The organism is Bacillus sp. FAU20 (genome assembly GCF_056033865.1).
Map to the genome: position 1 here is coordinate 366,846 of NZ_JBVYHY010000022.1, position 22,065 is coordinate 388,910.

At 35.1% G+C, this 22,065-nt stretch carries 19 protein-coding genes, 4 tRNA genes and 1 pseudogene; 4 read left to right on the top strand and 20 right to left on the bottom strand.

What is annotated here, in order from left to right; translation table 11 throughout:
- Positions 1-109: 109 nt before the first annotated feature.
- Positions 110-757 carry a PAQR family membrane homeostasis protein TrhA gene (trhA, locus tag AC0OM3_RS20110; RefSeq protein ID WP_000995363.1) on the bottom strand — a complete coding sequence of 216 codons (648 nt, stop codon included), beginning with the start codon at positions 755-757 and terminating at the stop codon, positions 110-112.
- A 168-nt stretch (positions 758-925) separates the two neighbouring features.
- Between trhA and AC0OM3_RS20115 the strand changes: the two genes are divergently transcribed.
- Positions 926-1,486 carry a DUF1836 domain-containing protein gene (locus AC0OM3_RS20115; RefSeq protein WP_000427881.1) on the top strand — a complete coding sequence of 187 codons (561 nt, stop codon included), beginning with the start codon at positions 926-928 and terminating at the stop codon, positions 1,484-1,486.
- A gap of 40 nt (positions 1,487-1,526) precedes the next feature.
- Here AC0OM3_RS20115 and AC0OM3_RS20120 read toward each other — a convergent pair whose 3' ends face one another.
- Positions 1,527-2,972, bottom strand: a complete 1,446-nt coding sequence (locus tag AC0OM3_RS20120; protein ID WP_000039366.1) for a DEAD/DEAH box helicase — start codon at positions 2,970-2,972, stop codon at positions 1,527-1,529.
- Positions 2,973-3,447: 475 nt separating this feature from the next.
- Between AC0OM3_RS20120 and guaC the strand changes: the two genes are divergently transcribed.
- The 3 genes and pseudogenes from guaC to AC0OM3_RS20135 all read left to right on the top strand — a co-directional run bounded on the left by guaC (position 3,448) and on the right by AC0OM3_RS20135 (position 5,203).
- The gene (gene guaC, locus AC0OM3_RS20125) at positions 3,448-4,431 is read left to right on the top strand and encodes a GMP reductase (protein WP_000432447.1); all 984 of its coding nucleotides are present in this window, start codon (positions 3,448-3,450) and stop codon (positions 4,429-4,431) included.
- A gap of 136 nt (positions 4,432-4,567) precedes the next feature.
- A pseudogene (locus AC0OM3_RS20130) lies at positions 4,568-5,032 on the top strand (oligoendopeptidase F); the annotation flags it as partial.
- 66 nt (positions 5,033-5,098) lie between these two features.
- On the top strand, positions 5,099-5,203 hold the full coding sequence (locus AC0OM3_RS20135; RefSeq protein ID WP_230876865.1) for an oligoendopeptidase F: 105 nt from the start codon (positions 5,099-5,101) through the stop codon (positions 5,201-5,203).
- A 37-nt stretch (positions 5,204-5,240) separates the two neighbouring features.
- Here AC0OM3_RS20135 and AC0OM3_RS20140 read toward each other — a convergent pair whose 3' ends face one another.
- The 18 genes from AC0OM3_RS20140 to AC0OM3_RS20225 all read right to left on the bottom strand — a co-directional run bounded on the left by AC0OM3_RS20140 (position 5,241) and on the right by AC0OM3_RS20225 (position 22,013).
- Positions 5,241-6,119, bottom strand: coding sequence for a radical SAM/SPASM domain-containing protein (locus AC0OM3_RS20140; protein ID WP_000713633.1), 879 nt, complete (start codon positions 6,117-6,119; stop codon positions 5,241-5,243).
- A 219-nt stretch (positions 6,120-6,338) separates the two neighbouring features.
- Positions 6,339-8,357, bottom strand: coding sequence for a GAF domain-containing sensor histidine kinase (locus tag AC0OM3_RS20145; RefSeq protein WP_474212818.1), 2,019 nt, complete (start codon positions 8,355-8,357; stop codon positions 6,339-6,341).
- A 67-nt stretch (positions 8,358-8,424) separates the two neighbouring features.
- On the bottom strand, positions 8,425-8,904 hold the full coding sequence (rlmH, locus tag AC0OM3_RS20150) for a 23S rRNA (pseudouridine(1915)-N(3))-methyltransferase RlmH (protein WP_001027003.1): 480 nt from the start codon (positions 8,902-8,904) through the stop codon (positions 8,425-8,427).
- A 59-nt stretch (positions 8,905-8,963) separates the two neighbouring features.
- Positions 8,964-9,149, bottom strand: coding sequence for a CxxH/CxxC protein (locus AC0OM3_RS20155; protein ID WP_001052827.1), 186 nt, complete (start codon positions 9,147-9,149; stop codon positions 8,964-8,966).
- 53 nt (positions 9,150-9,202) lie between these two features.
- Entirely contained in the window at positions 9,203-10,378 is a 1,176-nt protein-coding gene (locus AC0OM3_RS20160; protein ID WP_199718250.1) for a S1C family serine protease, read from the bottom strand.
- A 63-nt stretch (positions 10,379-10,441) separates the two neighbouring features.
- The gene (locus AC0OM3_RS20165; RefSeq protein ID WP_474212820.1) at positions 10,442-11,236 is read right to left on the bottom strand and encodes an MBL fold metallo-hydrolase; all 795 of its coding nucleotides are present in this window, start codon (positions 11,234-11,236) and stop codon (positions 10,442-10,444) included.
- A complete protein-coding gene (locus AC0OM3_RS20170; RefSeq protein ID WP_000383738.1) occupies positions 11,220-12,062 on the bottom strand; it encodes a two-component system regulatory protein YycI in 843 nt (280 codons plus the stop codon). The genes AC0OM3_RS20165 and AC0OM3_RS20170 overlap by 17 nt, the downstream gene beginning before the upstream one ends.
- Positions 12,043-13,359 (bottom strand): YycH family regulatory protein, encoded by a 1,317-nt coding sequence (locus tag AC0OM3_RS20175; protein WP_000061565.1) that lies wholly within the window; start codon positions 13,357-13,359, stop codon positions 12,043-12,045. Before AC0OM3_RS20175 ends, AC0OM3_RS20170 begins: the two co-directional genes overlap by 20 nt.
- Positions 13,356-15,197, bottom strand: a complete 1,842-nt coding sequence (gene walK, locus AC0OM3_RS20180) for a cell wall metabolism sensor histidine kinase WalK (RefSeq protein ID WP_000755369.1) — start codon at positions 15,195-15,197, stop codon at positions 13,356-13,358. The genes AC0OM3_RS20175 and walK overlap by 4 nt, the downstream gene beginning before the upstream one ends.
- 3 nt (positions 15,198-15,200) lie before the next feature.
- On the bottom strand, positions 15,201-15,908 hold the full coding sequence (walR, locus tag AC0OM3_RS20185; RefSeq protein ID WP_000971865.1) for a cell wall metabolism DNA-binding response regulator WalR: 708 nt from the start codon (positions 15,906-15,908) through the stop codon (positions 15,201-15,203).
- A gap of 281 nt (positions 15,909-16,189) precedes the next feature.
- Positions 16,190-16,262, bottom strand: a tRNA-Phe gene (locus tag AC0OM3_RS20190).
- A gap of 41 nt (positions 16,263-16,303) precedes the next feature.
- Positions 16,304-16,379 (bottom strand) — tRNA-Asp (locus AC0OM3_RS20195).
- Positions 16,380-16,400: 21 nt separating this feature from the next.
- A tRNA-Glu gene (locus AC0OM3_RS20200) sits at positions 16,401-16,472 on the bottom strand.
- Positions 16,473-16,485: 13 nt separating this feature from the next.
- Positions 16,486-16,561, bottom strand: a tRNA-Lys gene (locus AC0OM3_RS20205).
- A 141-nt stretch (positions 16,562-16,702) separates the two neighbouring features.
- Positions 16,703-17,992 (bottom strand): adenylosuccinate synthase, encoded by a 1,290-nt coding sequence (locus tag AC0OM3_RS20210; RefSeq protein ID WP_000100238.1) that lies wholly within the window; start codon positions 17,990-17,992, stop codon positions 16,703-16,705.
- Between the two features lie 215 nt (positions 17,993-18,207).
- Positions 18,208-19,569, bottom strand: coding sequence for a replicative DNA helicase (gene dnaB / locus AC0OM3_RS20215; RefSeq protein ID WP_001286148.1), 1,362 nt, complete (start codon positions 19,567-19,569; stop codon positions 18,208-18,210).
- 27 nt (positions 19,570-19,596) lie between these two features.
- Positions 19,597-20,043, bottom strand: a complete 447-nt coding sequence (gene rplI, locus AC0OM3_RS20220) for a 50S ribosomal protein L9 (protein WP_000864228.1) — start codon at positions 20,041-20,043, stop codon at positions 19,597-19,599.
- Positions 20,040-22,013 carry a DHH family phosphoesterase gene (locus AC0OM3_RS20225; RefSeq protein WP_061884823.1) on the bottom strand — a complete coding sequence of 658 codons (1,974 nt, stop codon included), beginning with the start codon at positions 22,011-22,013 and terminating at the stop codon, positions 20,040-20,042. Before AC0OM3_RS20225 ends, rplI begins: the two co-directional genes overlap by 4 nt.
- Positions 22,014-22,065 lie beyond the last annotated feature (52 nt).

Genomic DNA, 22,065 nt, shown 5'->3' on the forward strand with positions numbered 1-22,065 from the left:
TGCGAACACAGAAACTTACATTTTATCCCATAATAATTTTATAACATATACGATTCTAATCAGGTAATAAAAAAACGCCACATAATAAAAATTATGTGGCGTTTTTTTATTAAATTACGTAACAATATACACTTAGAAAATGCGCAAGACTACCTAATAATACAAAAACATGAAAAATTTCATGATGCCCCATATATTTAAACTCTAACCATTTTGGCTTTGTTCCATAAATAAATCCACCAATTGTATAAAAAATGCCCCCAAGTACTAAGAAAATAATGCCTCCTGTACTTAAATTCTCAGCTAACGGTGCAAAAAATAAAACAATTAACCAACCCATCGTAATATAAATTGCTGTCGATAACCATCTTGGACAATTAAACCAAAACATTTTAAATACAATGCCACAAATCGCAGTTGCATAGACTAAACAAAATAATAGTAAACCACTTGCTGAATTTAATGTAATTAAGCAAAAGGGTGCATATGTACCTGCAATTAATATAAAAATCATAGAATGATCTAACTTCCTAAAGAAGTAAATAACACGCTCATTGGCCACAACACTATGATATACAGCTGACGCCGTATAAAGGACCATCATTCCAATACCAAATAAAATAACAGCTGTAATTGCAGCAAATGATGGCATCTTGATAGAAACTTTCACAAGCATAGCTAATAAGGCAATAAATGATAATATCGCTCCACCTAAGTGAGTAAATGCATTAACTGGTTCCCTTACATAAGCATTCATAATAACACCCCTCATATAATTACATGTAGTTTTGATAACTACATGTAATTATATACACATTTCTTTTTAAGGTCAACATTTACAATTCATTTGTTTCGTAATACCATATTTAAAGATATATTAATTAGACATTAAGTTCCGCTAAGTTATAAAAGTGAGGGATTCTACGTGGAAAATATAAATGAATTACTTGAGACATTGCATTTAGAAAAAAATATTAAACTTGAGGATATTCCAAATGTTGACTTATATGTAGATCAAGTTGTCCAACTATTTGAGAATACTTATGCAGATACAACGAGAACTGATGATGAAAAAGTATTAACAAAAACGATGATTAATAATTACGCAAAAGGGAAACTATTCATCCCTATCAAAAATAAAAAGTATTCAAAAGAACATATGATTTTAATTAGCCTAATTTATCAATTAAAGGGAGCTCTCTCCATTAACGACATAAAAAGTTCATTAGAAACTATAAATGACTCCTTATTAAATGATGATTCATTCGAATTAAATACGTTATACAAAAATTATCTTGCTCTTACTGAAAGCAATGTCGAAAGCTTTAAACAAGACGTAAATAACCGTGTTACAGAAGTAAATGAGATTTCTTCCTTAGAAGATACAAAGCTAGAAAAATTTCTACTACTAACATCCTTCGTGACTATGAGTAATATGTATAGACGTTTAGCGGAGCAACTAGTGGATAATTTAAAAGAATCATAAATAAAAAACTATCCACCTATTAAAGTGGATAGTTTTTTATTTACTTAATTGCTTCATGAACTTTTAATTGTTTCCCTTTAATCGTTGTAGTCTTCATGACTTTCAAGACAAGTGGTCCTTTTCCATTTAATATTTCAACGTAAGAAACGTTATCTTGTATCGTAATAATACCTATATCTTCTGCTGTAACACCTTTAATTTTAGCAATTGTACCGACGAAATCTATCGCCCTAATTTTCTTTTTCTTCCCGCCATTAAAGTACAGCTTCATAATGCCTTTGTTGATGTCTGCATTTTTATCTTTCTTTATAATTGGTTTAGCATGTATCTTTTCTTCAAATGCAGCTTTCTCTTTCATAACTTCTTCTTTTGAGGGTCCAATCGCCTTTGGAATTTCAAATCCAATATACTCCTCAATCTCTTCTAAAAATCTATTTTCATATGGTGTTATAAATGTAATAGCTTTTCCACTATTTCCAGCTCGTCCCGTTCTTCCGGTACGATGTACATAGCTTTCTTTTTCAAGTGGAATATCATAATTAATAACATGTGTAATATTATCAATATCTATTCCTCTCGCAGCTACATCTGTTGCTACTAAATAACGGAATTTTCCTTTTCTAAAATCATCCATGACTTCAAAACGATCTTCTTGTACCATACCACCATGTATTTTGTCACAAGGATAGTTAGCTCGTTTTAATTGTCTATATACATGATCTACATTTTCTTGTGTACGACAGAAAATAATACAGCTATCAGGATTCTCAATCGTTGTTACATCTTTAAGTAGTGAAAGCTTCTCATCTTCTATCACCTCAAAAAGAGTATGTTCAATTTTATCCGTCGTAATCCCAGCTGCTTTAATTTCAATATGAGTTGGTGAATTCATATATGTACGAGACAATTTCTCAACATCTTCTGGAAGTGTTGCTGAAAATAACATTGTCATTCTTTTTGTAGGTAATTCATCAATAATTGCCTCTACTTGATCGATAAAGCCCATATTTAGCATCTCATCTGCTTCATCAATAACTAAATACTTCAAGCACTCTAAAGAAAGGGTACCCTTCTCAATATGATCCAACACACGACCAGGAGTCCCAACTACAATATGTGTCTTTTGCTTTAATTCTAATTTTTGACGTGCAAATGGAGATTTCCCATAAACTGCCGCAGCCTTAATCCTTTTGAATCGACCTATATTTGTAATATCTTCTTTTACCTGTACTGCAAGCTCTCTCGTTGGTGCTAAAACTAATGCTTGTGGTTTATTCTCTTCCCACTCCACCATTTCACAAAGTGGAATACCAAATGAAGCGGTTTTTCCACTTCCAGTCTGGGACTTCACAACAAGATCCTTCTTTTGTAATGCAACTGGAATAACCTCTCCTTGTACTTCTGTTGGATGATCATATCCTAACCCAGTAAGTGCCCTTACAATTTCCTTACTTAATTTATAATTAGAAAAACTTTTTTTACTCATATATTAACCTCATTTTATTCTGTATTATTTTCTTTTTTATCTTTTGTATACGTTACTATCACCCTACTTATTATACTTGAAACCTCACATAAAAGGTGAATCATGCCAGATTCATCTTTTTATATAGAAATAAACCTTTTCATTTCATATATTGTTCAACTACTTGATAACATCTTTTGCTCGTATTGTTAGCATTAACCTTTTCATAGTATCCTATATCCACTCAAAAAAATAAAAAGAATACATACAACCTTGTATAATTATCTTAATTTTTCAACTTTTTTCATAAACGAACAATACAAACGAAAAAACGTTTTAAATTCGTTTTTAACGTTGTTTTCCAGATATAAAATCTACTTTTTCAAAAAATGTTAAGAAATCCTTTGACTTCTTAATAAAAATAATGTAAATTATCCTATGGACGAACATTTTTAATTAATAAAAATAAAATATTCGTATTTTAGGGGTGTAAATGATGGAAAACGTATTCGACTATGAAGATATTCAATTAATTCCTGCAAAATGTATTGTAAATAGCCGCTCTGAATGTGATACAACTGTCACTTTAGGAAAACATAAATTTAAATTACCTGTCGTGCCTGCAAATATGCAAACGATTATTGATGAAAGAATTGCAACTTATTTAGCTGAGAACAACTACTTTTATATCATGCATCGTTTCCAACCAGAGAAACGAATCTCATTCATTAGAGATATGCAATCACGTGGGTTAATCGCTTCTATCAGCGTTGGTGTAAAAGAGGACGAATATGAATTCGTACAACAATTAGCTGCTGAGCAACTTACACCTGAATATATCACGATTGATATCGCACACGGTCATTCTAATGCTGTGATCAACATGATTCAACATATTAAAAAACATTTACCAGAGAGCTTCGTTATCGCTGGAAACGTTGGAACTCCAGAAGCGGTAAGAGAATTAGAAAATGCTGGTGCCGATGCAACAAAAGTTGGTATTGGACCTGGTAAAGTTTGTATTACTAAAATTAAAACAGGCTTCGGAACTGGTGGTTGGCAGCTAGCTGCACTTCGCTGGTGTGCAAAAGCTGCAAGTAAGCCAATTATCGCTGATGGTGGTATTCGTACACACGGCGATGTAGCTAAATCTATTCGCTTTGGGGCAACTATGGTCATGATCGGTTCTCTATTCGCTGGTCACGAAGAGTCTCCGGGAGAAACAATTGAAAGAGATGGAAAACTTTATAAAGAATACTTCGGTTCTGCTTCTGAATTCCAAAAGGGTGAGAAGAAAAACGTTGAAGGTAAGAAAATGTTCGTTGAGCATAAAGGTTCTTTAGAAGATACGTTAATCGAAATGGAACAAGATCTTCAATCTTCTATCTCTTACGCTGGTGGAACAAAATTAGATGCTATTCGTACTGTAGATTATGTTGTCGTGAAAAACTCGATTTTCAATGGTGACAAAGTATATTAATTCTTAAATTAACTCGAAGGACAAGCATTTTCATGCTTGTCCTTCTTTTTTGTATATAAAAACGAAAAATATTTTAATTTAACCGAATTTTCTATCATTATATTTTTAGATAGTCTTAATAAGGAGGATATACGACTTGAAAAATGTAATAGAAAATCGTCTTAATCGCGCAGAGGTACCTGCTGAACTAACATGGAATTTATCCGATTTGTATAATTCTGATGCCGAATGGCATACTGCATTAAACGCATTGGAAAATGATATACAGAAACTTGATTCATTTAAAGGGCATTTACATACTAGCTCCCACACTTTATTAAATTGCCTACTTTTAGAAGAAGAGCTTTTAATGACGTTAACAAAACTGTACTCATATGCAAATTTAAAAGAATCTACTGATCGTACAAATCCAAGTATTCAAGCGAACTCTTCCAAAATTTCTGCTTTATGGACGAAAGTACATACTGCACTATCCTTTATTCATAATGAAATCCTCATATTCGGCGAAGGAACAATTGAAAAATATTTAACTGAAGAAACAAAACTTGAACCTTTCCTTAAATCGTTACTAGAAATACTACAAAAAAGGCAGCACACACTGCATCTACTGCAGTAGCTCAAATGATTAAAGAGGAAGGACAACCTGCTATTGATCGCTGGTGGTACAATGAAACATGCCGGAGTAGATATGTCAAAACCAGATGCAATCCGTAAAGCTGTTTCTTACGTTGGTTCATTACTTGATAAATTAGAGCATTCTTATCAAGTATAAAAAATAAGCCCTCGCTTTATGAGGGCTTATTTCATATTTACTTCCCAAACCGTTTGCGATATCCACATTTCCTGCAAAGTTCTTCAACCGCAACTCTTTTCGAAAATCCATCGACAATGTTTGTTGCTCTTTCACCTTCGATAATGTTAGAAAATGAATCATTATTAATATTCCCAAGGTTAATAATCCCTTCACCATCTAAACAACAAGGAATAACTGTTCCATTCGCTAAAATACCCGCTTGATTACGAAGTCCATGACAGAATCCTTTCCCATCATCCTCTTCTTCATGTAATGCTGGCCACTGGAATTCATAGTCTTGATTAATAAAGACACGTTCTGCAATTTTTATACCTTTTCCTGGTGTAAGCTTCTCTTCAATTTGATAAGATAGATCAAATTCATTTTCAATTATAGATAATAACTCTCTATTTTTCTGGATTTCAGCATTTGTTTTATTATCCTGAGTTAAATTCCATAACCTTAACGATACAATTAAATCTGATTGACTTGTCGCTTCCCTAATGAAGGAAAGTATACTCCTTACATAGCCCTCTTTATCTTGCGAACCTGGATGTCCATCAAAACTATGCAGTGAAAAATTCATTTGTCTTAACGCAGGTTTATTTAACAGCCTATGTCTTCTCTTATTAATTAACGTTCCGTTCGTTGTAATATTAACTTTAAACCCTTTTTCATGACTTAAGTCTAATAGTTGATCTATTTTCGGGTGGAGCAACGGCTCACCCTTCACGTGCAAATAAATGTAGTCTGTGTGAGGTTTAATTTGGTCTAATCTTTTAGCAAAATCCTCCACAGAAATGAATTGCTTCTGCCTTTCCGTCGGCGGACAAAAGCTACACGCAAGATTACATACACTCGTAATCTCCAAGTAAAACTTCTTAAACTTCTTCACCTTTAATTCCTCACTTCTCTAACTACTTATACTTTTTCCTCTTCATATTACAGCATATTTTTATGGAAATAGAAACATACTTATTTTAGGAAATCTACATACCATCTAATAATATTTAAAAGACCATCGGTAATTTTTGTCCAATGGTCTTTTTATCCTTTTATATGCAAAGAATAAATTTATTTATGATACGGTTCATCATAACTATTCTAAATAAGCTTATTTTTTATTATTTTTATAATCAAATTTAACAAAAAAAGTAGTGCCTTCCGATCCTGTTTGAATTTCTACTTTTGCATTATGGCGAGCAGCAATGGCATAACATATACCTAACCCCAATCCAGTTCCATTCTCTTTGGTCGTGTAAAATGGCGTACCCAATTTCTCTAATACTTCAGGCCTGATACCTTTTCCTTGATCCCGCACTGCAAGCACCACACAATTTTGACCTTCTTTGTAAGTGCTAATGGTTAGAACTTTCCCTGTACTCATCGCTTCTAAACCATTACGATATAGATTCATTAATAATTGCCTTATCTCATTACGATTTAAAAGTAATTCCGGAATGTCATTTGTATCGACTTGAATATATTTATTTTGATTATGCGTATCAACCTTTATTAAAGGAATAATATCGCGGATAATTGAATTTAAATCTAACATCTGCAAATCTAATTTCCTTGTATTACCCATTGAGAGAAATTCAGTAATAATAGAATTGGCACGGTTAAGTTCTTCAATCATTAAATGAAAGTACTTATTATGTTTCTCATAGATATTCTCTTCTTTTAATAACTGTAAGAATCCTAGTACTGTTGTCATTGGATTTCTAATTTCATGGCTGATACCTGCTGCCATTTGCCCTATTAAATCTATGTTGGATAATCTTTTCAATTCCTGTTCATATTTCTTTTTTTCCGTTATGTTTTTAAAAATACAACAAATACCATCATCATATGGGTATGCAATAACTTCGTGCCAATATTCATCTGCAGTAGAAAGAAATTCGAAATGAACTGTAGTTCGCTCTGACATCGCACGATGAAATTCCTCATACATAATTGTGTCGATTTCACTCGGGAAAACATCCCATATATTCTTTCCTAATACATCTTTTGCTGTTTTTCTTTGCGGAAAATATTGGTGCTTATTTACGTACGTAAATTCCCATTTATTATTTAAAATAAAAAATCCATCCGTAATACATTCAATCACACTTGTAACTTTTTCATTAGCAGCAGCTAGCTCTCTCGTTCGCTCTTCCACTATGCTTTCTAGTTGATCCATATATAACAAATTCGAAAACGTAGGGGCTGTGGCATCAACGATAGATTTTGCTAGTTGAAGTTGAGAATGATCATAATTGTGAACTTTTCCTTCTTTGCCAACGACGATTACCCCTAATACTTCTCCCATTGAAACCAATGGAATCATCAATAGACCCTTACTATCTATATTTTTTGTTTGAATAACCTCTTGGATCTTGGCTTCATAGCTTTGCTCTGTCCAATCCGCTTCTGTCCAATCACAGCCCTTACTTAATTTCGTTGTTTTGATTGTTGTTTTTTCTAGGGGATCTAGAAGATGGGCAGTCATATTTTTACTTTCTAAAATCTGTTCTAAGTAAAAAAAGCATTTATCAAAGCTCTCCTGTATCGAGGAACACATTGATAAATCACGTGTAACATTTAATAATAGCTGCTTCTCAGCAATAAGGCTTTCCTTTTGTTTTAAATTATTTGCGTTTTGGATTGCAACCGCAGCCATATTTACATAAGCTTCAACACTTTGAATTTCTGAATCTGTTAAGTTCATCGGAATTCCATAATCAAATAAAAAAACCAGACCAAATAACTCTTGCCCAAATGAGATAGGCAGAGCTAATAAGGACTTAATTTTGAATGCATCAACCGGTCTCGGATCCGGTCGATGATCCTTTGAGGTATCAGGAATATAGATGGTTTTTTTCGTTTTAATAACTTCTTTTGCCAGTAAGTCTATTTCAGGATCAATTACTTGAGTATCAAGCGTTACGCCGTTTATAGTCTCTGGTTTTCCTGCAAACCCTCTAAATGTTCCATCTTCCTGGGGTAAATAAATTCCAACAGCATCGCACCTAACAATTTCCTCTGATATTGCCATTGTCACACGCTGCAATACTTCACGTAGTTCTAATTTTGTATTTATTATTTTTGTTATATTTGCGAGCCTAGAATATCTCGTCTGATCACTTACCATTCACATAGCCTCCAGTTATAGGCATAATAAAATAAATATGATAATATCAGTGTTTTACATAAATACATTACTTATGATACGGTTCCCCACGATTAATCCGAAACGCTCTATACACTTGCTCAAGCAACACTAATCGCATTAATTGGTGTGGTAATGTCATCTTTGAAAAAGAAAGTGATTCATTTGAACGCTTCATCACTTCTGAGCTTAGTCCAAGTGAGCCACCAATTACAAATGCGACTTTACTCTTTCCGTATGTAGCAAGGCGATCTAGACTTACCGCAAATTCTTCTGATGATTTTTGCTTTCCTTCTATAGCTAATGCAATCACATGCGTGTCATCAGAAATTTTATCCAGTATACGTATACCTTCTTTTTCTTTTACAATTAACATTTCTGCTTCACTTAAATTTTCTGGCGCCTTTTCATCAGGCAATTCAATTACTTCTACTTTTGCGTATGCAGATAATCGTTTTAAGTATTCTGCTATACCTTGTTTCAAATATTTTTCTTTTAATTTCCCAATTGAAATAATCGAGATATTCACACGCATCCTCCACCTTACAAACATGTTATCCACAAAACTTATCCACATATCCACAAATACTACCCACATATTGTATGGGAATCTGTGTTCGATACAACATATGTCGCCTCATTTTGACAAAATTCACATGTTTTTTTCTCTTTTTCTGAGTTATCCACATTGTTGATAACTGGCGCAACTTCACACTCATCCACAATAATATCTAACGCTAATTCAACATGTTCTAAACAACAAGGTAAATTCATTTTCTTCGCCTCACTTTTCTACAATAGAAAACAGGAGGTAGGCCCTCCTGTTTTTAATACTTTTGAATGCCTAATTTTACTGTTGTTGTTACTCTTTTTGTACCACGATAAAACGTAAGAGTCATTTTATCATTAATTTCCTTATCATATAAGGCCATACGGAATCCAATAATATCGCGAATCGGTTTTCCATCTACCGCCACAATAACATCATGTTCTCTTAAACCAGCATCCGCACCTGGCGAAGGACTTTTCACATCCAAAATACAAACTCCCTCTGTTACAGTACCTGGTAAATGTAATGTTTTTGACCAATAATAGTTTGGAATTTCATTTAATGACCTAAGTTCAATCCCAACATACGGTCTTCTTACTTTTCCATACTTCTCAAGTTCATTCATAATCGGAACAGCTCTATTCACCGGAATAGCAAGGCCAATTCCTTCTACTTCTTTTGCAGCAATTTTCATTGAATTAATACCAATTAATTGTCCTGCTGCATTTACAAGTGCACCGCCACTATTCCCCGGATTAATCGCTGCGTCTGTTTGTAACACTTCTACTTGCCAATCATAATGTCCATCTTGATCTAAATCTACAGGGACAATACGTTCATTAGCTGAAATAATACCTTGTGTAACTGTTCCAGAAAATTGCAGCCCAAGTGGGTTTCCAATCGCAATGACTGGCTCTCCTCTACGAACAGTATTAGAATCACCAATTTCAATTATTTTTTTCACATGCTTTGCATCTATTTCTAATACTGCTAAGTCTGTGACTACATCGGTTCCTAATACTTTTCCAGGAACCTTCTTACCGTCACTTAGACTTACTTCAATACGATTCGCTCCAGCTACAACATGATTATTCGTTACAATATAAGCTTGACCATCTGTCTTTTTATAAATTACTCCTGATCCTGTACCGGCCTCTGAATCTGCCTCTGAAAAGTTATCTCGTTGAATGTTAATAACACCCACAACTGCTTCAGATGCACGATCAACAGCATCTACAAAGCTAATCTGTTTAATCCCTTGAGCTTCCGCCATATTACTTCCGCTTGCTTCAGCTTGCGGAAGCGTATCAGCAGAATTTGAAAATAAAGGCGCTCCAAACGCAAATAAAGAAGCTCCTACAATTGTTCCCGCTATACTAGAAAGAACTATACCTTTGTGCTTCTTTTTTCCTGCACGTTTCATACGATAATTTTCTTCATCAATAAAGGACATATTTGTTCACCTATCTTCCTGAAAACAACTATATTCACCTTTATTGTTTACTAAAATGAAGAATTATACGTATTGAATTTTTGTAGGCATTTTTGGATCTGTATCGTGAATTTCAAAGGATTCACCCACCCCAAATCCTTTTTCCTCTAATACTTGTGATACTGACATACGCGCTAGTTCTTTCATGTTATTATCTAAGCTTAAATGGGCTAAATAAATATGCTTTGTCTCATCTGTAATTACATCTGCCATCGCTAATGCAGCATCCTCATTACAAACATGCCCAACGTCACTTAAAATACGTCGTTTAATGCTCCATGGATAACGTCCCATACGAAGCATTTCTACGTCATGATTACTTTCAAATACGAAAGCATTAGCTCCCTTAATAACGCCCTTCATACGGTCGCTTACGTATCCCGTATCTGTAATAAGTGCTAATTTTCTATTATTATTATGGAAAGCATAAAACATCGGTTCTGCTGCATCATGAGAAACTCCAAATGACTCGACTTCAATATCACCAAATGTTTTCACATCCCCAACTGAGAAAATGAACTTTTGCTCAGTTGGGATATTTCCTATTAAATGTTCCATTGCATTCCATGTTTTCTCATTCGCATAAACAGGTAGATGATATTTACGTGCCAATACACCTAATCCTTTAATATGATCACTATGCTCATGCGTTACAAGAATACCTGATACATCATTTATATTCAGTTCTGCCTGTTTAAATAAAGCCTCTGTTGCCTTACCACTTAAACCTGCGTCGACTAGTAATTTTTTTTCATCGGTTCCTACGTATAGCATATTTCCTGTACTTCCACTTGCAAGTACGCTAAAATGCAACCCCATTCTTTCTCACTCCAGTATGTTCATCCACCACTTGATTTTCCTTTTCCCCTAATTCCATAACTTGTCCTTCAATTGCATTCACAAAGAAGTCCTGCTTCTGCTCCGTTTTTAAATTCCACGTTGGAGCAAGTACTTGGTTATTAGAAGTAGATGCGGTAAGAGTGGCATAACCAATTTGTGCTTCTTTAACATGCGTATTTCCATGAATTTTATTTTTTAAATACAAATTTTCTAAAGCTGTTTGAGCCGTAATAATTTCTTGGTCTTTCGTTTTTTCACCTTCGCCCATTTCTTTTAAATCAGTTAGCATTGTCTGCGTATATGAAACAAGTTCATTTTTTTCATTTAATTCCACAACAATCATCGCCTGATTATTATAGAAAATAGGCTTATCTTTATATTTTTGAAAGAAATAAATTTTAGAGTCTTTCACCGCTCCAAATTCATACTTTTGTCCATCTAATACATAGTTCTTCAAAAATTCATTATACTTATCTTTTGATAATGATTTCGTATTTAAAAAAGGCTCTTTTAGCTTACTTTCTATCTTATACATATTTTGTATATGCACCGTTTGATTTTTCAAAGACTGTATATCTTCTTCTTTAAAGGCTTTATTTTCCGCTCTAATAAACGACTCTTTTTTCGGTTCTTTAGGGATATTCCCCATAGTAATTTTGTTTGCTTTTAATTCTTGATCTATCTTTGTTTCTGCAATAAGCTCCAATTGATTACTATCTTGCTTTTGAATGAATTGAAAAATGAGAAAGAGGTCCAAAACAAAAAAGGTCACAATAAATATGGTTTTAATCCGATCCCAATCCATTTAGTCCTCCCTCACTCCACTCATAGATTTTCTGTTTACCTGTTTCACCTTCAACAAGCTTTACATACCAAATTGGTTGTAGTCGAACTACTTGCCCATCTAGTGATAACTTGTATCCAATGCCAATATCCTTAATTACTTGTTTCTTTATCTCTGGATTATTTTCTAGGGATGCTATTACAACATGCCCTGACGGAAGAGTAACCTTCTGTTCTATACCTTTAGTATTTAAAGACAGCAGCGGTCTTTCATATTCCATTACTTCTTCTGATCCCCATATTTGTCTCAATTCAGCTAATCCATCTTCATTGAATACTGAATATCCATCTTCATTTAAACGAAATACTGTCTCTCCTTTATTCATATAGTCCAAACGATATGAATCCAAACTCCCACTGTGACCACTTACGAATTCAAAGCTTTTTTGTAAAAGCATTAAATTATCTATCGTTTTCTCAGTTAAGACAGAAGAGTTTTTATACTTTAGCATGTGACGATCGTTTTCAATTTCCATGGATCTAATACCATCTGTAAATGTTTCTTTCGACATCTCGGTAATCGGACTTAAATAACGAGGATCACTAAACAGAGCATTCTTAAACGTATCAACTGCTAAATTAGATGAAATATATGTTATATTGTTTAACTCTGTCGTTCCATCTGGTAAAAATAACTTTTTCATATCATTGAGTTGATAATCAAAATAAGGCTTTGCTGATACTATAAATTGATTTTGGGCATTTACAATATCTTTTAAATACACACCACTTAGTTTTGCCTCATATATTTTAAAGTTATCACCATCAGAAACAAAGTTAATTTTAATTTCTTGATCCTTACTTCGAGAAGGATCGAGGAGAATACGATTAAAGTGTTTAGGCTTATCTGTACTCTTCTCTTTCATGTTAAACATGGATTTAACTGCATCAAATGGGATGTCGGTAGGGAAAACCAGTTCAACTTTCCCTTCACCATGCACATATGAAAGGAAATCACCCTTAGTGATTGATATCTCTCTAAAACCATGTAGTTCCCCTACTTCCAGAGGCTTATAGATTGATTCTATATCTGCCTCTCTTCTGCTCCCATAATGATTTTTATCTTTATGCACGATGATAGAAGTAGGACGGACAACATCGGAAATTTTAGTTTGGTTCATTCCTTCATTCCCCTGTACAAATTTCGCGTTTTGCATGGATGTAGAATCTGGCACATACGTCCATAGGTTAAAAGTAAGAAATAGGCTAATTACAACTAGGTTAATTAAAACTATTGTTTTAAAGTTTTCCATACTCATTCCCAATCGTCCTCTTCATCTGCTGCCATTGGTAACGTGAAATAAATAGTTGTCCCTTTTCCTTCTTCACTCTTCGCCCAAATAGAGCCACCATGTGCCTCAATCATTTCTTTTGCAATTGCTAATCCAAGTCCCGTACCACCCATTTGTCTTGAACGAGCTTTATCTACGCGATAAAAACGTTCAAAGATTTTATCAACGTTTTCTTTTGGAATACCCATTCCTTGGTCACTTACGCTAATTTCTAATAAATCACCGCGATCACGTAAACGATATGTTACTGTTCCACCTTCTGGTGAATACTTTAATGCGTTAGAAATAATGTTATACAGCACTTGAGTAATTTTGTCAGTATCCATATCAATAAACCTAGATTTTTTAGAGAAAGATCGTTTGAAACTTACATTTTGCTCTTTAGACATTTCAAAGCGATCAATAACATTATTAAAGAAATCAGTAAAGTCGACCCATTCTTTCATTAAACGGTGCTCTGTACTATCAAGTTTAGATAGCTGTAACAACGCATTTACAAGTCTAATCATTCTTTCTGTTTCTTCTTGTGTAACCGTTAAAAATTGTGGTGCAATATTCGGATCCTGCCACGCTCCATCTGTAAGTGCCTCTAAATAACTGCGCATCGTCGTTAATGGCGTCCTTAATTCATGAGAGACATTCGCCACAAACTCACGGCGTTCCCGTTCTATACGCTCCTGCTCTGTTACATCATATAGTACAGCAATTAAGCCATTTGCCTTCCCTGTTTCTTTTTGAATAACAGAGAAGCTAGCACGTAAAATATATGGTTCGTTTCTCGTACTAAAATCTAATAAAACAGAATCTGGCTCTTCATATAAATGATCGAGCGTAAATTCTTCCTGTATCCCTAATACCTCTAAAACAGATTGATCGAGCGCTGTTTCACGAGAAACATTTAACATCTTTTCCGCAGGGTCATTTAGTAAAATAATATCCCCTTTTCGGTCAGTAGCAATTACTCCATCTGTCATATGTGATAAAACAGATGATAATTTACGCCTTTCACTTTCCGTAGAAGAACGAGCTTGTTGTAATTTTTTTGATAAATTATTGAAGGATAATGCCAGTTGTCCAATTTCATCATGGCTATGCACTTTTACTTTTCTCGAATAATTTCCTTTTGCCATTTCGATTGCTTGTCTCCGCATATCTGAAATTGGTCTTGTAATTGTTTGAGCCAATAAAATTCCAAGTACGGCCGTTACTAATAAAGCAATTACTGTTCCAGTAGCAAAAATTTGGTTTATATCCTTCATTTGTTTATATACATCTTCCATAGATGCCACAATGTAAATAACACCAAGCGCATCCTTACCGTTATCATCTAGAATCGGAGTAAGCATAACTTGAACACGATGACCTGTACTACCATCCTTCTCAATTTTCACTTCCGGCTTTTTTTGTACTAACACTCGCTGAACAGCTATATCAGTTGATGTTCGATTCACCTTATTCTGCTTTGATTCATCTGAAATAGCCAGTAACTTTCTATGCGAATCAAATACGCTTACCTCTTGTATAACTTTCTTCTGATCAGAGGCAAATTTTCGAATTGAAGTTTTAATCGTTTCATCTGTTGACTCTGTTTCTGCTTTTGTATAACTTTTTTTAAACTCTTGCTTCAAATTATATGATAATAAGTTTGTTTGCTGCGTTAAAGAATCCCTAAAACCTTGTACTAGGCTCTTCTCTAATTCCCTTACGAAATACACTCCAATAACTTGCATCGCTATTAATATTAATAGCATATATATAAGCACAAATTTTAAATGAATAGATTGAAAAAAACCAACTTTCTTCATATACTATTCCTGCTCTGGGTCACGCAAGTAATACCCTACTCCACGTCTAGTTACAATTAAAGTAGGATGGCTTGGATTATCTTCAATTTTTTCACGCAAACGACGTACTGTTACGTCTACTGTGCGCACATCTCCAAAATAGTCATAACCCCAAACTGTTTGTAATAAATGTTCGCGTGTCATAACTTGTCCCAAATGTTTCGCTAAATAATGTAGCAACTCAAATTCACGGTGCGTAAGCTCGATGTTTTCCTCTCGCTTCGTTACACTATATGCATTTGGATTAATTACAATTGGTCCAATAACCATTTCTGTATTTTCCTCTTTTTCTGCAGCACCACCTTGTTGATGACGGCGTAAATTCGCCTTCACACGAGCAAGTAATTCCCTCGTACTAAATGGCTTCGTTACATAATCATCTGCCCCAAGCTCAAGCCCTAATACTTTATCAATCTCAGAGTCCTTTGCTGTAAGCATAATAATCGGCATTTCTGAACTTTTACGTATTTCACGGCAAACCTCTAAGCCATCTTTACCTGGTAGCATAATATCTAATAAAACCATATCTGGTTGTTCTTCATTAGCCTTTTCAATTGCTTCATCACCATCATGCGCCATTACTATTTCAAAACCTTCTTTTTCTAGGTTAAACTTCAAAATATCTGCAATCGGCTTTTCATCATCAACTACTAAAATTTTCTTTCCCATCATCGTCTATTTCCTCCTTATAAAAATATGGTCAATAATCCCTAAACATATTGATGTTTACATAGTATGTCCTATATGACCGCATCCTTTGTTTAAGTATTTTCTCCTCTATTCTCATAGACTCATGTATGATCCACTTTTACACGGCATCCTATACGATCTATAGAAAAACCTCTAGCTTCAACTGCTAGAGGCTCCTCGTTCTATTTTAAAATAACTACTCAGTTTTGTAAAATTACATAAATAAAAAGGATATTAAGTGGGCCCACTTAATATCCTGAGAGTGGCTCGGGACGGAATCGAACCGCCGACACGAGGATTTTCAGTCCTCTGCTCTACCGACTGAGCTACCGAGCCAAAACTATATATAAAACCACTAATGGTGGTATAAACAAAAGTGGCGGTCCCGACCGGGGTCGAACCGGCGATCTCCTGCGTGACAGGCAGGCATGTTAACCACTACACCACGGGACCAAAAATAAGCAAAAAAAAACATGACCCGTACGGGATTCGAACCCGTGTTACCGCCGTGAAAGGGCGGTGTCTTAACCACTTGACCAACGGGCCACGAAAAATAAAATGGTGAGCCATGAAGGACTCGAACCTTCGACCCTCTGATTAAAAGTCAGATGCTCTACCAACTGAGCTAATGGCTCATACTCACCAACGTCATATTTTCGTGACGACAAGATGTATCATAACATGTATTCTGTATTTATTGCAATACTTTTTTTCGTTTTTTATAAAAGAATAAGAAAAAACTCATGCGGACATGAGTTTTTTCTAAAAAATATTAATTAAGCTTCGTATACGTTACGAACAATATTTGTTTGGTTACGATCTGGTCCAACTGAGAACATAGATATTTGAATTCCTGTTAACTCAGAAACACGTTCTACGTATTTTCGTGCATTTTCAGGAAGTTCATCTAATGATTTTACACCAGTAATATCTTCTTCCCAACCTGGAAGCTCTTCATATACAGGCTCACATTTTGCTAAAATGTTTAAGTTAGCTGGAACTTCATCAATAACTTCGCCATTGTATTTGTAAGCAACACAAATTTTAAGAGTTGGAATACCTGTTAAAACGTCGATAGAATTTAATGATAGATCCGTTAAACCACTAACACGACGTGCATGTCTTACAACAACGCTATCGAACCAACCTACGCGGCGTGGACGACCAGTTGTCGTTCCATACTCGCGACCAACTTCACGAATTTGATGACCAATTTCATCATGAAGCTCAGTAGGGAATGGACCATCACCAACGCGGCTTGTATATGCTTTACATACACCTACAACGCGAGTAACTTTCGCAGGACCAACTCCAGTTCCAACTGTTACACCACCAGCAATTGGGTTAGAAGATGTAACGAATGGGTACGTACCATGGTCAATATCAAGCATAACACCTTGTGCACCTTCAAATAATACACGGTGATTATTATCTAATGCATCATTTAATACAACAGACGTATCACATACATATTGCGCGATTTGTTGCCCGTACTCGAAGTACTCTTCGAAAATTTCTTCTACAGTGAAACCTTCTGTATCATACATTTTTTCAAATAAACGATTTTTTTCTACTAAATTGCGCTCAAGCTTCTCTTTAAATGCTTCACGGTCTAAAAGATCAGCCATACGAATACCAATGCGAGCAGCTTTATCCATATATGCAGGACCGATACCTTTTTTCGTTGTACCGATTTTGTTATCACCTTTACTTGCTTCTTCTAACTCATCTTGTTTTAAGTGGTAAGGTAAAATAACGTGTGCACGGTTACTTACACGTAAATTATCAGTACTTACACCACGATCGTGTAAGTATTTTAACTCTTCAAGTAATGCTTTTGGATCTACTACTAATCCGTTTCCGATTACACAAATTTTCTCTTTATAGAAAATACCAGATGGAATTAAGTGTAATTTATATTTAACTCCGCCGAAAACAATTGTATGTCCCGCGTTATTTCCACCTTGATATCTTGCAACTACTTCCGCATGCTCAGAAAGAAAATCAGTGATTTTACCTTTTCCTTCGTCGCCCCATTGTGTTCCTACAACTACTACTGAAGACATTATTAAAGCACCTCCGCAATTTTCAAACGATCTATTCAAACAATATAATTGTACCAAAACCGAAAAAGAAGTCAACCGAAAAGCGAACATTTTTTCACAAAAAAACTTTTTCGTTCGTAAGAATTATATATTTAACTTATGAAAGCCTTATCTTTCTTATAAAAAAAAAGAAACACATCTTATTATAAGAAATGTGTTTCTTTTTTATACTGCCTTTATGCCGGTGGAGCATGTCCATCCTCAAAACGACGTTCTAAGTTAACGAACTTATTGAACTCTTTGACGAATGCAAGTTCCACTGAACCTACTGGACCGTTACGCTGTTTTGCAATAATAATTTCAATTGTATTTTTGTTTTCCGTTTCTCGATCATAGTAGTCTTCACGATATAGGAAAGCTACAATATCGGCATCCTGCTCAATACTTCCAGATTCACGAATATCAGACATCATCGGGCGTTTATCTTGACGAGATTCTACACCACGAGATAACTGTGATAAAGCAATAACAGGCACTTGCAATTCACGTGCGATCCCTTTTAAGGTACGAGAAATCTCTGATACTTCCTGCTGACGGTTTTCTCCTGATTTCCCACTTCCTTGAATAAGCTGCAAATAGTCAATCAAAATCATACCAAGACCTTGTTCTTGCTTTAATCTACGACATTTTGCTCGAATCTCATTTACTTTAATACCTGGCGTATCATCAATATATATACCAGCATTCGAGAGACTCCCCATTGCCATTGTTAACTTTGCCCAATCATCAGAAGTTAATGAACCAGTACGAAGTCTTTGTGCATCAATATTCCCTTCTGCACAAAGCATACGCATAACAAGCTGGTCGGCACCCATCTCCAAACTAAAAATCGCTACATTTTCATCCGTTTTCGTCGCTACGTTTTGTGCGATATTTAATGAAAATGCCGTTTTCCCTACTGATGGACGTGCTGCCACGATAATTAAATCATTTCGTTGGAAACCTGCTGTCATCTTATCTAATTCAGTAAACCCAGTTGGTATCCCAGTAACTTCACCCTTTTGATTATGCAAAAGTTCAATTTTGTCATAAGCATCTACAAGAACATCTTTAATGTTTTGGAATGCTTTTGCATTCGTTTGATGGGATACTTCTAATATTTTTTTCTCAGCCTCATTTAAAAGACCATCTACATCATCTTCTCTCTCGTATCCATCCGATACAATATGAGTTGCCGTACGAATTAAACGACGTAAAAGCGCCTTTTCAGCGATGATGCGTGCGTAATATTCTACGTTAGCTGCAGTTGGCACAACTTCTGCTAACTCTGCTAAGTAAGAAACCCCACCAACTTCTTCTAGTAATCCTTGATCAGCCATTGCTGATGTCATCATTACTAAGTCGATCGGCTCTCCCTTATCAGATAACCCAAGCATGACTTCAAAAATCTTTTGATGTTTCGTTCGATAGAACGAATCAGGTACCAATAACTCTGATGCTGAAGTTAACGCATCTTGATCAATCAATATGGCCCCTAAAACCGCCTGCTCAGCCTCTATATTATGCGGAGGGGTACGATCAGCAAGTACATCACTCATACGCAATCCTCCTTGCTTAATTTATTTTTATTGTTCACTAACATGAACTTTTACTGTTGCTGTTACTTGTGGATGCAATTTCACAGTAACGTTTGTATAACCTAACGCGCGGATTGCATCGTCCATTTCAAATTTACGTTTATCAAGCTTAATTTTGTGTGATTTTTGCATTGCATCCACGATTTGTTTACTTGTGATAGAACCAAATAAACGGCCACCTTCTCCAGATTTCGCCTTTAATTCTACAGTTAATTTCTCTAAAGTCTCTTTTAACTCTTTTGCATTTTCAAGCTCTGCTGCTGCATCTTTTTCTTCTTTACGCTTTTGAGCTTCTAAAGTTTTCATACTGCTATTTGTTGCTTCAGCAGCTAATCCTTGTTTTAGTAAGAAGTTATTTGCATAGCCATCCGGTACGTTTTTTACTTCTCCTTTTTTACCTTTACCTTTTACGTCTTTTAGAAAAATTACTTTCATGATTGTGTGCCTCCCTGTAAATAGTCATCAATAACAAATCGAAGCTTCTCCTCAGCTTCATCTACTGTAACATTTTTCATTTGTGTGGCTGCATTCGTCAAATGCCCGCCACCGCCTAAGTTTTCCATAATTAGCTGCACATTCACTTCACCTAAAGATCTGCTGCTAATTCCAATGAGATTCTCGCCACGTTTTGCAACAACAAATGATGCAATAATCCCTGTCATCGTTAATAACGTGTCTGCTGATTGCGCAATAAGCACTTGATCGTAGTAATCATCACTACCAACTTTAGCAATCGCAATTCCATTTTTATAAATGTACGCATTTTTTATAGCTTTTGCAACCCGTAAATACTGATCCATATCTTCCTTTAAAAGTTCTTGTACAAGTACAGTATCTGCACCATGTGAGCGCAGATAAGAAGCAGCATCAAATGTACGAGCCCCTGTCCGGAACGTGAAACTTTTCGTGTCGACAATAATACCCGCTAACAATGCCGTCGCTTCTAACATTGTCATCTTTAAATTTTTAGGTTGATACTCAAGTAATTCTGTAACCAATTCTGCCGTTGAAGAAGCATATGGTTCCATATAAACTAGCAATGGGTCTTCAATAAAATCTTCTCCACGGCGATGATGATCAATAACTACTACATTTTCAATTTTATGTAACAGTTTTTGCTCCATCACCATAGAAGGTTTATGCGTATCGACAACAACAAGTAACGACTCATCATTTGCAAATTCCATCGCTTGCTCTGGAGTAATAAAATGAGACCATAACTCCTCATTTTGTTTCACTTTGTCCATCAAGCGCTTAATTCCTTTATCGGAATCATTTTCATCTAACACAATATATCCTTTACGCTCATTTAATTGAGCAACTTTTAAAATACCAATCGCAGCACCAATTGCGTCCATATCGGGAGCCCTATGCCCCATAATAATGACATTACTACTTTCTAATACTAAATCCTTTAACGCATGCGAAATGACCCTAGCGCGTACACGGGTACGTTTTTCAACCGGATTTGTCTTACCTCCATAGAACTTAACTTTACCTGTCGCTTGTTTAATAGCTACTTGGTCTCCCCCACGCCCAAGCGCAAGGTCTAAACCAGATTGAGCCATTGCTCCAAGCTCTGATAAAGGTAAATCACCTGATCCGACACCGACACTTAATGTAAGTGGTATATTCCTTTTAGATGTTTCTTCACGCACCTGATCTAAAATACTAAATTTCCCTTTCTCCATCTGCGTCAGAATACTTTCATTTAGCACAACGAAGAATCTTTCTGAAGATGCACGTTTTAAATATGCACCATACTTAAGTGCCCATTCATTTAGTCGTGATGTCACAAGACTTGTTATATTCGTACGTAGTTGATCATCTAATCCTTGTGTAACTTCATCATAATTATCCAAATAGATGACAGCTAAAACAGTCCTTTGATCCTCGTACATCTTTTCGATTTCTGTTTGTTCCGTTACATCAAAGAAATAAATTAACTTTTCTTCTTTCCTTACAAAAACGCGAAACTTTCGATTATTTAAAGAGACTATATCATCAGAAGTTTCTCCTTTAATGAAAAGAAGTAATGTTTCTGATACATCGTAAAGGTGCCATCCAGCTAATGCATGCTGTCCCAGACATGAAGATAAATAAGGATTTGCCCAATCAATCCCATAATCCTTATTGTATAACAAAATACCAATCGGCATTTGGTTAAATGCTTCATTACTTACTTTCTTTACTCTTGTAATCATATCTGTCGTATGCTTTTCGAAATTCCTTTGAAAATTAAGTTCAAATCGTATAACGATAAAGAATACAATACAAAAAATGACAAAAGCAGCTATTCCCATAATTAAATGAAAATAACAGAGAATTGAAATGAGCACAAACACAAAAAATGCCAATACATAAACAGGATATAAAAACCACTGTTTCTTATCAAATTCAGGCATGTATACAACTCCTATAAAGTAAAACTAACTCACCTTCCAGTTAGTTAAACAG

Coding starts and splice junctions, on each gene's coding strand:
- trhA (WP_000995363.1), bottom strand. CDS start 757: ATGAATGCTTATGTAAGGGAACCAGTTAATGCATTTACTCACTTAGGT.
- AC0OM3_RS20120 (WP_000039366.1), bottom strand. CDS start 2,972: ATGAGTAAAAAAAGTTTTTCTAATTATAAATTAAGTAAGGAAATTGTA.
- guaC (WP_000432447.1), top strand. CDS start 3,448: ATGGAAAACGTATTCGACTATGAAGATATTCAATTAATTCCTGCAAAA.
- AC0OM3_RS20135 (WP_230876865.1), top strand. CDS start 5,099: ATGAAACATGCCGGAGTAGATATGTCAAAACCAGATGCAATCCGTAAA.
- AC0OM3_RS20145 (WP_474212818.1), bottom strand. CDS start 8,357: ATGGTAAGTGATCAGACGAGATATTCTAGGCTCGCAAATATAACAAAA.
- AC0OM3_RS20155 (WP_001052827.1), bottom strand. CDS start 9,149: ATGAATTTACCTTGTTGTTTAGAACATGTTGAATTAGCGTTAGATATT.
- AC0OM3_RS20160 (WP_199718250.1), bottom strand. CDS start 10,378: ATGTCCTTTATTGATGAAGAAAATTATCGTATGAAACGTGCAGGAAAA.
- AC0OM3_RS20165 (WP_474212820.1), bottom strand. CDS start 11,236: ATGGGGTTGCATTTTAGCGTACTTGCAAGTGGAAGTACAGGAAATATG.
- AC0OM3_RS20170 (WP_000383738.1), bottom strand. CDS start 12,062: ATGGATTGGGATCGGATTAAAACCATATTTATTGTGACCTTTTTTGTT.
- AC0OM3_RS20175 (WP_000061565.1), bottom strand. CDS start 13,359: ATGAGTATGGAAAACTTTAAAACAATAGTTTTAATTAACCTAGTTGTA.
- walK (WP_000755369.1), bottom strand. CDS start 15,197: ATGAAGAAAGTTGGTTTTTTTCAATCTATTCATTTAAAATTTGTGCTT.
- walR (WP_000971865.1), bottom strand. CDS start 15,908: ATGATGGGAAAGAAAATTTTAGTAGTTGATGATGAAAAGCCGATTGCA.
- AC0OM3_RS20210 (WP_000100238.1), bottom strand. CDS start 17,992: ATGTCTTCAGTAGTAGTTGTAGGAACACAATGGGGCGACGAAGGAAAA.
- dnaB (WP_001286148.1), bottom strand. CDS start 19,569: ATGAGTGATGTACTTGCTGATCGTACCCCTCCGCATAATATAGAGGCT.
- rplI (WP_000864228.1), bottom strand. CDS start 20,043: ATGAAAGTAATTTTTCTAAAAGACGTAAAAGGTAAAGGTAAAAAAGGA.
- AC0OM3_RS20225 (WP_061884823.1), bottom strand. CDS start 22,013: ATGCCTGAATTTGATAAGAAACAGTGGTTTTTATATCCTGTTTATGTA.